This is a genomic window from Streptomyces sp. C36, assembly GCF_040932295.1.
GTDB classification, from domain to species: Bacteria; Actinomycetota; Actinomycetes; order Streptomycetales; family Streptomycetaceae; genus Streptomyces; species Streptomyces triculaminicus.
In genome coordinates, this window is record NZ_JBFQGI010000002.1 from 381279 (window position 1) to 394128 (window position 12850).

At 72.1% G+C, this 12850-nt stretch carries 13 protein-coding genes; 6 read left to right on the forward strand and 7 right to left on the reverse strand.

Annotated elements, in window-relative coordinates:
* Positions 1–3: 3 nt before the first annotated feature.
* On the forward strand, positions 4–753 hold the full coding sequence (gene recO / locus AB4K12_RS07260) for a DNA repair protein RecO (RefSeq protein WP_086572849.1): 750 nt from the start codon (positions 4–6) through the stop codon (positions 751–753).
* Positions 754–791: 38 nt separating this feature from the next.
* Positions 792–1622 (forward strand): isoprenyl transferase, encoded by an 831-nt coding sequence (locus AB4K12_RS07265; RefSeq protein WP_086572851.1) that lies wholly within the window; start codon positions 792–794, stop codon positions 1620–1622.
* Between the two features lie 71 nt (positions 1623–1693).
* Here AB4K12_RS07265 and AB4K12_RS07270 read toward each other — a convergent pair whose 3' ends face one another.
* The 4 genes from AB4K12_RS07270 to AB4K12_RS07285 all read right to left on the reverse strand — a co-directional run bounded on the left by AB4K12_RS07270 (position 1694) and on the right by AB4K12_RS07285 (position 4904).
* Complete coding sequence (locus tag AB4K12_RS07270; protein ID WP_368433421.1) at positions 1694–2113, reverse strand: Fur family transcriptional regulator; 420 nt, start codon at positions 2111–2113, stop codon at positions 1694–1696.
* An 84-nt stretch (positions 2114–2197) separates the two neighbouring features.
* Positions 2198–3097, reverse strand: a complete 900-nt coding sequence (locus AB4K12_RS07275; protein ID WP_368433422.1) for a metal ABC transporter permease — start codon at positions 3095–3097, stop codon at positions 2198–2200.
* A complete protein-coding gene (locus tag AB4K12_RS07280) occupies positions 3097–3864 on the reverse strand; it encodes a metal ABC transporter ATP-binding protein (protein ID WP_368433832.1) in 768 nt (255 codons plus the stop codon). Before AB4K12_RS07280 ends, AB4K12_RS07275 begins: the two co-directional genes overlap by 1 nt.
* 35 nt (positions 3865–3899) lie before the next feature.
* Positions 3900–4904, reverse strand: coding sequence for a metal ABC transporter substrate-binding protein (locus tag AB4K12_RS07285; protein WP_368433423.1), 1005 nt, complete (start codon positions 4902–4904; stop codon positions 3900–3902).
* Between the two features lie 164 nt (positions 4905–5068).
* Here AB4K12_RS07285 and AB4K12_RS07290 point away from each other — a divergent pair, with 164 nt between their 5' ends.
* From AB4K12_RS07290 to AB4K12_RS07300, 3 genes are all read left to right on the forward strand, one after another.
* Entirely contained in the window at positions 5069–6451 is a 1383-nt protein-coding gene (locus AB4K12_RS07290) for a glycine--tRNA ligase (protein ID WP_362251157.1), read from the forward strand.
* Positions 6452–6617: 166 nt separating this feature from the next.
* Positions 6618–7826 carry a sensor histidine kinase gene (locus tag AB4K12_RS07295; RefSeq protein WP_368433424.1) on the forward strand — a complete coding sequence of 403 codons (1209 nt, stop codon included), beginning with the start codon at positions 6618–6620 and terminating at the stop codon, positions 7824–7826.
* Positions 7814–8458, forward strand: a complete 645-nt coding sequence (locus AB4K12_RS07300) for a response regulator (protein WP_368433425.1) — start codon at positions 7814–7816, stop codon at positions 8456–8458. The genes AB4K12_RS07295 and AB4K12_RS07300 overlap by 13 nt, the downstream gene beginning before the upstream one ends.
* A gap of 24 nt (positions 8459–8482) precedes the next feature.
* Here the strand turns inward: AB4K12_RS07300 and AB4K12_RS07305 are convergent, their stop codons facing one another.
* From AB4K12_RS07305 to AB4K12_RS07315, 3 genes are all read right to left on the reverse strand, one after another.
* Positions 8483–9064: a TetR family transcriptional regulator gene (locus AB4K12_RS07305; protein WP_368433426.1), complete on the reverse strand. Its 582-nt coding sequence runs from the start codon at positions 9062–9064 to the stop codon at positions 8483–8485.
* 119 nt (positions 9065–9183) lie between these two features.
* On the reverse strand, positions 9184–10188 hold the full coding sequence (locus AB4K12_RS07310) for an aldo/keto reductase (RefSeq protein WP_368433427.1): 1005 nt from the start codon (positions 10186–10188) through the stop codon (positions 9184–9186).
* Between the two features lie 170 nt (positions 10189–10358).
* Positions 10359–11732: an MFS transporter gene (locus tag AB4K12_RS07315; protein WP_368433833.1), complete on the reverse strand. Its 1374-nt coding sequence runs from the start codon at positions 11730–11732 to the stop codon at positions 10359–10361.
* 235 nt (positions 11733–11967) lie between these two features.
* Between AB4K12_RS07315 and AB4K12_RS07320 the strand changes: the two genes are divergently transcribed.
* Positions 11968–12849 (forward strand): helix-turn-helix transcriptional regulator, encoded by an 882-nt coding sequence (locus AB4K12_RS07320; RefSeq protein ID WP_368433834.1) that lies wholly within the window; start codon positions 11968–11970, stop codon positions 12847–12849.
* Position 12850: the final 1 nt, after the last annotated feature.

Sequence of the window (12850 nt, forward strand, 5' to 3'; positions counted from 1 at the left end):
TGCATGACTCTGTTCCGCGACGACGGCATCGTGCTGCGCACCCAGAAGCTGGGAGAGGCGGACAGGATCATCACCCTGCTCACGCGCGGCCACGGCCGGGTGCGGGCCGTGGCGCGCGGCGTGCGCCGGACCAAGTCGAAGTTCGGGGCCCGGCTCGAGCCGTTCTCCCACGTCGACGTGCAGTTCTTCGCACGCGGCGGCGGCGAGCTCGTCGGGCGCGGGCTGCCGCTGTGCACCCAGAGCGAGACCATCGCCCCCTACGGCGGTGCCATCGTCACCGACTACGCCCGCTACACCGCCGGCACCGCGATGCTCGAGACCGCCGAGCGCTTCACCGACCACGAGGGCGAGCCGGCGGTGCAGCAGTACCTCCTGCTGGTCGGGGCCCTGCGCACGCTGGCCTCAGGGGAGCACGCCCCGCACCTCGTCCTCGACGCCTTCCTGCTGCGCTCGCTCGCCGTCAACGGCTACGCGCCCAGCTTCGGCGCGTGCGCGAAGTGCGGAATGCCCGGACCCAACCGGTTCTTCTCCACGGCGGCCGGCGGCGTGGTGTGCGGGGAGTGCCGGGTGCCCGGATGCGTCGTACCCTCCTCGGAGTCGATCGAGCTCCTCGGCGCGCTGCTGACCGGGGACTGGGCGACGGCGGACGCCTGCGAGGCGCGCCACGTGCGCGAGGGCAGCGGCCTGGTGGCCGCGTATCTGCAGTGGCATCTGGAGCGGGGCCTCCGCTCGCTCCGGTACGTCGAGCAATAGCGAAACGAAAAGACAGGGATCAAGGAGAAGTGGCATCCATGGCACGACGCGGGATTCTGGGCCGTTCCCGACGCGAGTACCGCACCCCCGACGCGCACCCGTCGGGCGCCCGGCCGCCGAAGATCCCCGGTGAGCTGGTGCCCCGGCACGTGGCCATCGTCATGGACGGCAACGGCCGCTGGGCCAAGGAGCGCGGCCTGCCGCGCACCGAGGGCCACAAGGTCGGCGCCGAGCGCGTGCTGGACGTCCTGCAGGGCGCCATCGAGATGGGCGTCGGCAGCATCTCCCTCTACGCCTTCTCCACCGAGAACTGGAGGCGCTCGCCCGACGAGGTGCGCTTCCTGATGAACTTCAACCGCGACTTCATCCGCAAGACCCGCGACCAGCTCGACGCGCTCGGCATCCGGGTGCGCTGGGTCGGCCGGATGCCCAAGCTGTGGAAGTCGGTGGCCAAGGAGCTCCAGATCGCCCAGGAGCAGACCAAGGACAACGACAAGCTCACGCTGTACTTCTGCATGAACTACGGCGGCCGGGCGGAGATCGCGGACGCGGCGCAGGCGATGGCGGAGGACGTGAAGGCGGGCCGGCTCGACCCCTCGAAGGTCAGCGAGAAGACCCTCCAGAAGTACATGTACTACCCGGACATGCCGGACGTGGACCTCTTCCTGCGCCCCTCCGGCGAGCAGCGCACGTCCAACTACCTGATCTGGCAGAGCGCGTACGCCGAGATGGTCTTCCAGGACGTCCTGTGGCCCGACTTCGACCGCCGCGACCTGTGGCGGGCCTGCCTGGAGTACGCGCAGCGCGACCGCCGCTTCGGAGGCGCCATCCCCAACGCGGTCGAGGACGGGGAATCCACCACCGCGTGAGCGCGGGGCCGGCGCGGGATACGAGAACTGCCCCGGACGTCTCGGACGTCCGGGGCAGTTCTCGTATCAGGTCAGCTCTTGGCCTGCGCCGCCGCGCAGTCGCCGCATGTACCGAAGATCTCGATGGTGTGGGCCACGTCGACGAAGCCGTGTTCCTCCGCGATGGAGTCGGCCCACTTCTCGACGGCCGGGCCCTCGACCTCGACCGCCTTGCCGCACAGCCGGCACACCAGGTGGTGGTGGTGCCCGCTGGAGCAGCGGCGGTAGACGGCCTCGCCCTCGCTGGTGCGCAGCACGTCGACCTCGCCGGCGTCGGCGAGGGACTGCAGGGTGCGGTAGACCGTGGTCAGCCCGACCGAGGCGCCACGGTGTCTGAGCATGTCGTGGAGCTCCTGCGCGCTGCGGAACTCGTCCACCTCGTCGAGCGCGGCCGCGACCGCCGCCCGCTGCTTGGTGGCTCGCCCGCGTACCGGGGGTCCGGCGGTCGCCACAGTTGCCTCCTCAGGACGGCCAGAACATCGCACGTGTTGCCACGCCAATTGTGCCAGGCCCGGAGTGCGGGCCCGGCAGGCTCGTCAGACGCGGACGTCGTCGGCCGTCCCGGGGACGCCGGGGGCGACGGCGTCCTCGAGGGTGCAGCGCTCGGCCAGGGCCGCCCTGTCGGCCCGTTTCCTCGCCAGCGGGGCGGCCAGCAGGGTCAGGGCGATGAAGACGCCGATGGCCAGCAGCACGATCGTGGCGCCGGACGGCACGTCCACGTAGTAGGAGGTGACGGTGCCCGAAAGGGTCACCAGCACGCCGATGGCGACGGCGAGCGCGAAGGTGGTGGCGAAGCTGCGGGTGATCTGCTGGGAGGCCGCCACGGGAATCACCATCAGGGCGCTGACCAGCAGCAGGCCGACCACGCGCATGGCGACGGTGACGGTCACGGCGGCGGTGACGGCGACCAGCAGGTTCAGCAGCCGCACCGGCAGACCGGTGACGCGGGCGAACTCCTCGTCCTGGCAGATGGCGAACAGCTGCCTGCGCAGCCCGATCGTGGTGACGATGACGAACGCGGCGAGCAGGCAGATCGCCACGATGTCCTGCTCCGAGACCGTGGTGATGGACCCGAAGAGGTACGTGGTGAGGTTGGCGTTGGAGCCGTGCGGCGAGAGCGCCATCAGCATCACGCCGCCGGCCATGCCGCCGTAGAAGAGCATGGCGAGCGCGATGTCGCCGCGCGCCTTGCCGTACGAGCGGATGAGCTCCATGATCACCGCGCCCACCACGCAGACGGCCGTGGCCACCCACACGGGGCTGGTGTTGAGGAGGAAGCCCAGGCCGACGCCGGTGAGGGCGACGTGGCCGATGCCGTCTCCCATCAGCGCCTGGCGGCGCTGGACGAGGTAGACGCCGATGGCGGGGGCGGTGACGCCGACCAGGAGGGCGGCGAGCAGCGCCCGCTGCATGAAGGCGAGTTCGAGGATGTCCATCAGCTCAGCAGCCCTGTCCGGATCGGTTCCGCGGCCGGGTCGGCGTGCGGGTGTACATGGTCGTGGCCGGGCAGCGCGTGCTGACCCACGGCCTGGGGCGGGGGCCCGTCGTGGACGACGCAGCCGTCGCGGAGCACGACCGCGCGGTCGATGAGCGGCTCCAGCGGGCCGAGCTCGTGCAGGACCAGCAGGACCGTGGCGCCGCGGGCGACCTCCTCGCGCAGGGCGCTCGCGAGCACCTCCTGGCTGGCGAGGTCGACGCCGGCCATCGGCTCGTCCATGATCAGCAGCTCGGGCTCGACGGCCAGTGCGCGGGCGATGAGCACCCGCTGGTGCTGGCCGCCGGAGAGGGCGTCGACGGAGTCCTTGGCCCGGTCCGCCATGCCGACCAGCTCGAGGGCCTTGTGCACGGCCTCCCGGTCGGCCCTGCGGGACGGCCCCAGCTTCGTACGGGCCAGCCGCCCGGCCGAGACGACCTCGCGGACGGTGGCGGGCACGCCGCCGGCGGCGGTGGTGCGCTGCGGTACGTAGCCGACGCGCGACCACTGGCGGAAGCGGCGGCGCGGGGTGCCGAAGAGCTCGAGCTCGCCGCCGGTGAGCGGGACCTGTCCGACGATCGAGCGGACGGCCGTGGACTTGCCGGAGCCGTTGGCGCCGAGCAGCGCGACGACCTCGCCGCGTCGCACGGTCAGGTCGACGCCGCGGAGCACCGGGCGCGAGCCGAGCGTGGCGGTGGCGCCGCGCAGGGATATGACGGGCTGCTCCATGCTGATCTCCTCGTGGCTGGTCTCCTCGGATGCGCTCACTTGGTGCCGAGCGCCTTCTTCAGGGCGGTGAGGTTGGACTCCATGACGCCGAAGTAGTCGCGTCCCTTGGAATCGTCGGTGATGCCCTCGACGGGGTCGAGCACGTCGGTCCTGAGGCCGAGGTCCTTCGCCAGGGTACGGGCGGTCTTGGGGCTGGCGAGGGTCTCGAAGAAGACCGTGCCCACGTGGTGGTCCTTGACCAGGGCGTGGAGGTCCTTCATCCGGGCGGCGCTGGGCTCGGACTCCGGGTCGAGGCCGCCGATGGCCTCCTGGTCCAGGCCGTAGCGCTCGGCGAGGTAGCCGAAGGCGGCGTGGGTGGTGACGAAGACGCCCGAGGCGCGGTTCTTCAGGCCCTCGGTGTACTTCCTGTCCAGCGCGTGGAGCCGGTCGGCCAGGGCGGCGGCGTTCTTGTCGTAGTCGCGCGCGTGGTCGGGGTCGGCCGAGCCGAGGGTCTTGGCGACGCCCTTGGCGACCTCGGCGTACTTCAGCGGGTCGAGCCATATGTGGGGGTCGGCGCCGCCCTCCTCGTGGTGCTCGTGGCCCTCGTGGGCGCCTTCCTCCCCGTGGCCGTGCTCGTCGCCCTCGACGGCGGTGCCGTGCTCTTCGAGCCGGGTGAGCGAGGCAGCGTCGGCGACGTGCTTGTTTCCGGACTGATCGACGGCGGTGTCCACGGCGGGCTGGAGGCCCTTGAGGTAGACGATCGCCCCCGCGTCGGCGAGGGAGCCGGTCTGCCGGGGGGTGAGCTCCAGGTCGTGCGGCTCGACGCCGGGCTTGGTGAGGCCGGTGACGCTGACGTGCTCGCCGCCGATCTCCTTCGCCAGGAACTCCATCGGGTAGAACGACGCCACGACCTTCAGCTTCCCGTCCTCGGTCCGGCCGTCGGAGCTCACGGCGGAGCACGCGGAGAGGGTCACCAGGCCCAGCGTCGCGGCGAGGGCGACGGCGGCGGTGGTTATTCGACGGCGGGAGGAAGGAAAGGGGCGGATCGGACGTACGTTCATGACACTCATTTTCAACAAAAGTGGAAACGATTGTCAACAGCGGCCCGGGTCGTCCTGGTCTGGCTGGAAGGGTCAAGCCAAGGCCAGAGCCGATTTGATGAGAGGGGGTGCAGCGCCGGTAACCTGAACCATTCGCTGTTCGTCGTCGCAATGAAGAGAGCACCGTGGCCGCCGACAAGATCGACACCATCGTCAGCCTGAGCAAGCGCCGTGGCTTTGTTTTTCCGTGCAGTGAGATCTACGGCGGCCAGCGTGCCGCCTGGGATTACGGACCGCTCGGTGTGGAGCTCAAGGAGAACATCAAGCGCCAGTGGTGGCGCTACATGGTCACCTCGCGCGAGGACGTCGTCGGTATCGACTCGTCGGTGATCCTGGCCTCCGAGGTGTGGGTGGCCTCCGGCCACGTCGCCACCTTCTCAGACCCGCTGACCGAGTGCACCTCCTGCCACAAGCGCTACCGCGCGGACCACCTGGAGGAGGCGTACGAGGCCAAGCACAACAAGCTCCCCGAGAACGGCCTCGCGGACATCAACTGCCCCAACTGCGGCAACAAGGGTCAGTTCACCGAGCCCAAGCAGTTCTCCGGCCTGCTCTCGACGCACCTCGGCCCCACCCAGGACTCCGGCTCGGTCGCCTACCTGCGCCCCGAGACCGCCCAGGGCATCTTCACCAACTTCGCCCAGGTCCAGCAGACCTCGCGCCGGAAGCCGCCCTTCGGCATCGCCCAGATGGGCAAGTCCTTCCGCAACGAGATCACGCCCGGCAACTTCATCTTCCGCACGCGCGAGTTCGAGCAGATGGAGATGGAGTTCTTCGTCAAGCCGGGCGAGGACGAGTCGTGGCAGGAGTACTGGATGGAGCAGCGCTGGAACTGGTACACCGGTCTCGGCCTGCGCGAGGAGAACATGCGGTGGTACGAGCACCCCGCGGAGAAGCTCTCCCACTACTCCAAGCGCACCGCTGACATCGAGTACCGCTTCCAGTTCGGTGGCAACGAGTGGGGCGAGCTCGAGGGCGTCGCCAACCGCACCGACTACGACCTCAACGCCCACGCCAAGGCCTCCGGCCAGGACCTGTCGTTCTTCGACCAGGAAGCCGGCGAGCGCTGGACCCCGTACGTCATCGAGCCCGCCGCCGGTGTCGGCCGCACCATGCTCGCCTTCCTGCTCGACGCCTACGTCGAGGACGAGGCCCCCAACGCCAAGGGCAAGCTGGAGAAGCGCACCGTCCTGCGCCTCGACCCGCGCCTGTCCCCGGTCAAGGTCGCGGTCCTGCCGCTGTCCCGCAACCCGGAGCTGTCCCCGAAGGCCAAGGGTCTGGCCGCCGACCTGCGCCAGCACTGGAACATCGAGTTCGACGACGCCGGCGCCATCGGCCGCCGCTACCGTCGCCAGGACGAGATCGGCACGCCGTTCTGCGTCACCGTCGACTTCGACACCCTCGAGGACAACGCGGTCACCGTCCGCGAGCGCGACACCATGAAGCAGGAGCGCGTCTCGCTGGACCAGATCCAGTCCTACCTGGGCGCCCGTCTGCTGGGCTGCTGACGCGGCAGGCTGCTGCCACGGCACTCCACGGAGGCCCGGCACCCCTTCGGGGGCGCCGGGCCTCCGGCGTCGGGGGCACCGGGGAGCGGGGGTGGCACTGGCTTCACCCCCGGTCCGGTCATCACTGCCATCGACCCGCCTGACCTGCGCACATACCGTGTGACGCATGCGAAAGCCCCACCCTGTCCCGCTCCTGCGCCCCTTCGAGGGCGCGGGCCGCGCCACCGCCTTCCTCGCCGTCGGTGCGCTGATCCAGACCGCCGCACTCGTCGTCCTCGCCGTGCCGTGGCTGAACGGCGGCCCCACGAAGGCGCTGAGCTGCCTGGTGGCGGTGCTCGTGTGCCTCGCCGTGCTCGGGGCGGCGTCGCCGGTGCTGACCCGGATGCAGGCGGCGCGCTTCCACTCCCGGCTCGGGGTGGGGATACCGACGGCCGGTCGGCGCTGGTCGTGGCGGCAGGTGCGGTACCACCTGGTCTCCGGGCCGCTGATCGCCGCGGGTGGCGCCTGCGTGCTGACGCTGTGGGCGGCCTCCGCTGTGGCCGCCACCGTCTACGTGTGGGTCTGGGCCCTGCCGCCGGAGACCCGGCTGGCAGAGGCCGGCTACGCGGTGCAGGCCGGCTACCTCACCGCCGCCGGGCTCGCCGGGCTGTACGCGGCGGCCTGGCTCTCCGGGGCCCTCGTCCGGCTCGACACCCGTATCGCACCGGACCTGCTGGGGCCCAGCCCGGCCGACCGGCTGCGGCGCCGGGTGGAGGAGGTCACCGAGGCCCGGGCGGGCGTCGTGGACGCGGCGGACGCCGAACGCCGGCGCATCGAGCGCGACCTGCACGACGGCGCCCAGCAGCGGCTGGTGTCGCTGGCCGTGAACCTGGGGCTGGCCAAGGTCACGATGCCCGACCTGTCCGAGGACGCGCGCAAGGTGATCGACGAGGCGCACCGCGAGGCGAAGGAGGCCATCGCCGAGCTGCAGGACCTGGTGCGCGGGCTGCATCCGGCCGTCCTGGAGGACCGGGGCCTGGACGCCGCCCTGTCCGGGCTCGCGGAGCGGGCGCCGCTGCCCGTGCGGGTACGGGTGGACCTGGCGGAGCGGCCCGCCCCCGCGATCGAGGCCGTCGCCTACTTCGTCGTCTCCGAGGCGCTCGCCAACGTCGTCAAGCACGCGCGGGCGGCGGGGGCGGAGGTCCGGGTCGAACGCGTGGGCGGGATACTGATCGTCGTCGTCTCCGACGACGGCGTGGGCGGTGCCGATCCCTCGGGCGGCACGGGGCTGGCCGGGCTGGCCAAGCGGGTCGCGTCGGTCGACGGCACGTTCTCGATCAGCAGCCCCGCGGGGGGCCCGACCGTAGTGACTGTGGAGCTGCCGTGCGCGCCGTGATCGCCGAGGATTCCGTTCTGCTCCGGGTGGGCCTGGTGAGGGTCCTCCAGGCGGCCGGATTCGAGGTGGTGGCGGAGGCCGGCGACGCGGAGGCCCTGCTGGCGGCGGTCGAGCTGCACGAACCCGACCTCGCCGTGCTCGACGTGCGGATGCCGCCGGGCTACACCGACGAGGGCGTCCGGGCCGCGCTCACACTGCGCGCCCGGTGGCCCGACACGGCGGTGCTGCTGCTCTCGCAGTACGTGGAGGAGCGGTACGCCACCGACCTGCTGACCGGCGACACCGCCGGCTTCGGCTACCTCCTCAAGCAACGCGTCGCGGACGTCGAGGAGTTCATCGAGGCGCTGCGGCGCGTGGCGGCCGGCGGCACGGCGCTCGATCCGCAGGTCGTCGCGCAGCTGCTGACGCGGCGGCACAGCGACCCGCTGGACCGGCTGACGGCGCGTGAGCGGGAGGTGCTCGCGTCGATGGCCGAGGGCCGCTCCAACGCGGGCATCGCCGGGCACCTGGTCATCAGCGAGAGCGCGGTGGCCAAGCACATCAACAGCATTCTGGCGAAGCTCGACCTGCCGAAGGCCGAGGCCGACCACCGGCGGGTACTGGCGGTGCTGCGGTTCCTCGGCGTGAGCTGACGGGGCCCTTCTACGCGTCCAGCTCTACGCGTGCAGGCCGCGCAGGACCAGGTCGCACACCGCTTCGAACGCCGTCTCGATGCCCGGTCGCGACCACTCCGGTGCGTAGGCCGGGTCGTGGAAGCGATTGCTCGCGTCCCACACCGCGCGGGCGGCGGTCGTGGGCTCGACGGGCCGGAACTCGCCCTCGCTCACGCCGCCTTCGATGATCCGGGCGAGCTGCTCGATCATCGTTTCTATGTGCCGTTCGACGGTGGTGCTGTTCTCGCCGACCAGGACCATGTACATCGCGAACAGCTCCGGGTCGTCGCCCGCCTTGCGGCGCTTGGCCGCGAAGAGCGCCGTCAGCCACTCCCGCAGCCGTCCTTCGGCCGGGCCCCGCGCGTCGGCCAGGGCCGAGAGCGCGGTGTGCGACTGGGCGAGCCAGCGCTCGGTGACCGCCTCCCGCAGCGCGGCCTTGCTGCCGAAGTGGCGGTAGACGCTGCCGTGGCTGACGCCGAGCGCGCGGGCCACGTCGACCACGGTGGCCTTGGCGGGGCCGTAGCGGCGCAGCACGTCCTCGGTGGCTTCGAGGATTCGGTCCGGGGTCAGCGGCTCGGGGGGCATCGGGATGCGGCGTCCCTTCGGGGTGCGGTTGGCTTGTACGACCGTACCCGCGTCGTGGCGTGAGCGGTGGCCCGGGTCGTTCCCCGGCCGCGGGGCACCCCCCTTGTCCGTGCTCGCTGTCAGTGCTCGCTGTCCAGGTGGGCCATCTGCGAGGCCGGGTAGCGCTCGCCGGCCGCGGCGCCCACGGGGACGGCCTTCTCGATGGCGGCCAGGTCGTCGGCGCCGAGGGTGATGTCCAGGGCGCCGAGCGCCTCGGTGAGACGGTCGCGGCGGCGGGCGCCGACCAGGGGGACGATGTCCTCGCCGCGCGAGAGGACCCAGGCGATGGCGGTCTGGGCGACGCTGGCGCCCTTGGCCTCGGCGACCTCGCGCAGCGCGTCGACCAGGTCGAGGTTGCGCTGGAGGTTCTCGCCCTGGAAGCGCGGGCTCATGCCGCGGAAGTCGTTGGCCGCGAGCTGCCGGTCGCGGGCGAAGTGGCCGCTGATCAGGCCGCGCGAGAGCACGCCGTAGGCCGTGACGCCGATGCCCAGCTCGCGGCAGGTGGGCAGGATCGCCTCCTCGATGCCGCGCGAGATCAGGGAGTACTCGATCTGGAGGTCGGAGATCGGGGCGACGGACGCGGCCCGGCGGATGGTGTCCGCGCCGACCTCCGACAGGCCGATGTGGCGGACGTGCCCGGCCTCGACCAGCTCGGCGATCGCGCCGACGGTCTCCTCGACCGGGACGTCCGGGTCGATGCGGGCGATGCGGTAGACGTCGATGTGGTCGACGCCCAGGCGCTGCAGGGAGTAGGCGGCGAAGTTCCGCACGGCGGCGGGGCGGCCGTCGTAGCCCGACCAGCCGCCGTCGGGGTCGCGCAGGGCGCCGAACTTGACGCTGGTGAGGGCCTTCTCGCGGTGGGCGGGCGAGGCGGAGCGCAGGGCCTCGCCGATGAGCAGTTCGTTGTGACCCATGCCGTAGAAGTCGCCGGTGTCCAGCAGGGTGACGCCGGCGTCGAGGGCGGCGTGGATGGTCGCGATCGACTCGGCGCGGTCGGCGTCGCCGTAGAGGGCGGACATGCCCATGCAGCCGAGGCCGAGGGCGGAGACCTGGGGGCCGGTGGTGCCCAGAGTGCGGTGCAGCACGGGGAACTCCTGGAGTGGGGTGGGAGGCCTCCCGGCGGTGGGTCCGGGAGGTCGGTACACCAGAAGCGTGACACATGGACTGACAGATTTCAATATCTGTCAGTCCATGTTTGTTCCGGCCTCGGGATCCGGGGCCGACCCCACCGGGACCGGCGCCCCTCACCCCCGGGTCAGCGCAGCGACCTCGGCAGTCGCAGGCTCAGCAGCACCGTCGCGATCACCACCAGCAGCTGCGCCCCGAACGTGATCAGCAGCGCCTCCCGCATGCCGGCGGACGGTGCCAGTGACAGGAACAGCGAGCCCATCGTCGCCACGCCCAGCGCCATGAACGCCTGCTGCGTCGTCACCATCACCCCGCTGCCCACGCCCGCCCGGTCCACCGGGATCTCGCTCAGCACGATCCGCAGCGTCGGCGGGATCAGCAGCCCCTGCCCCAGTCCCTGGACCGCCAGGCCCGGCCCCGGACCGGCCGCGCCCAGCCCGTCCCAGCCGAACCAGAACGTGGCGAGCACCGTCGTGAGCCCCGTCAGCTGGATCAGGGCGCCCGCCGTCACCACCCGCCGCCCGTACCGGGCCGCCAGCCGCGGCCCCGCCATCGAGCCCGCCAGGTACGCGGCGCACATCGGCAGCAGCGCCAGCCCCGCCGCCATCGGCCCCAGCCGCAGCCCCTCCTGCAGCACCACCGCCAGGACGAACATGAAGCCGCCCCAGCCGACCGAGAAGGGGGCGATCACCGCCAGCCCGCTGCGCACCGAGTGCATCCGCAGCAGCGACGGCGGCACCAGCGGCGTACGCCCGGCCCGCTCCTCGCGCCGCTCCACCACCACGAGCGCCGCCGTCGCGAGGGGGAACACCCCCAGCAGCACCCACGACCACAGCGGCCAGCCCGCCGACCGCCCCTCCGTCAGCGGCACCAGCAGCGACACCAGGCTCAGCGTCAGCAGCAGCGTGCCCCGCACGTCCACCCGCGCCGGGTTCGCCGACCGGGTCTCGGGCACCGAGCGCAGCGCCAGCAGCAGCGCGGCCGCCGCGACCGGCGCGTTGATCAGGAAGATCGACCGCCAGCCGGTCCCGGCCAGGTCCACCGAGACCAGCACCCCGCCGAGCACCTGCCCGACCGCGCTCGCCACCCCGGCCGTACCGCTGTACAGGCTCATCGCCCTGGTCCGCCGCTCCCCGCTGGTGGTGGCCTGGATCGTCGCCAGCACCTGCGGCAGCATCAGCGCCGCCGCCGCGCCCTGCGCGATGCGGGCGGCCACCAGCGACCACGCGTCCGGCGCCAGGCCGCAGGCCACGGACGTCACCCCGAACGCGGCCGTGCCCCACACGAACAGCCGTCGCCGGCCCACCATGTCGCCCAGCCGCCCGCCCAGTACGAGCAGCACCGCGTAGGCGACGCCGTAGCCGCCGACCACCATCTCCAGCAGCGCGGGACCGGCGTCCAGGTCGTCGTCGATGGTCGGCAGGGCGACGTTGACGATGAAGAAGTCGAGGAACGGCAGCGCGGCACCGATGAGCACGGTGAACAGGCCCGCGCGGCCGATCGCGGGGGACGTGGGGGAGTGGGAGGGATCCGCAGGACGGGCGGGACGAGGGGCCGGGACGGGCGCCCCGGCGGGGGAGGGAGGCGGTAGGGGGACAGGACGGGGTATGCGGATGTCGTTCACGGGACACGACGATGGCAGCGCCGCGAGACGGGTACCAGAGTGCCCTTATCCTGGTACCCGTACTACCTGGCAACTGGATCAGCGGTACCGCACCCTGGAGCACATGACCACGATGGTGATCGAAAGCAGGGCGGCCGCCTACGCCGCCGCCCGGCCCGACGAGGTACGGCGCCACGAACTGGCGGCCTTCCTGCGCAGCCGCCGCGAACGCATCAGCCCCGAACGGGCCGGCCTGCCGCGCGGGCCCCGCCGCCGCACCCCCGGACTGCGCCGCGAGGAGGTCGCCCAGCTGGCCGCCGTGGGCGTCACCTGGTACACGTGGCTCGAGCAGGCCCGCGACATCCAGGTCTCCGCACAGGTCCTGGACGCTGTCGCCCGCGCCCTGATGCTCGACCGCGCCGAGCGCGCCCACCTCTTCGCCCTGGCGGGCTCCGCCGACCCGCGGGCGGGTGCCGAGTGCGGGACCATCACCACCGGGATGCGCCTGATGCTGGAGCGGCTGGAGCCCTTCCCCGCCTGCCTGCAGAACGCCCGCTACGACATCCTGGCCTACAACCGCGCCTACGGGCGGCTGCTGTGCGACCTCGACGAGGTCCCGCCCGAGGACCGCAACTGCCTGTGGCTGTACTTCACCCACCCCGCCTGGCGGACCGGCACGGCCGACTGGGAGGAGGCCACCCGCGCCATGGCCGCCAAATTCCGGGCCGCGATGGCCGACCACCTCGCCGAGCCCGCCTGGAAGTGCCTCCTGAAGCGCCTGCAGGACGCCTCGCCGGAGTTCCGGCGGATCTGGGAGCGGCACGAGGTGGTCCAGCCCACCGCCCACCGCACGCGCGTCCTGCTCCAGCCGCAGGTCGGCACGCTGCGCCTGGACTACACCAGCCTGTGGACCGGCCCCACACCCGGCGCCCGGGTGCTGACCTTCACCCCGGCCGACGAGGAGACCCACGAGCGGCTGCTGAGGCTGGGCGAGCTGACGTCGGTCATGGCCTGAG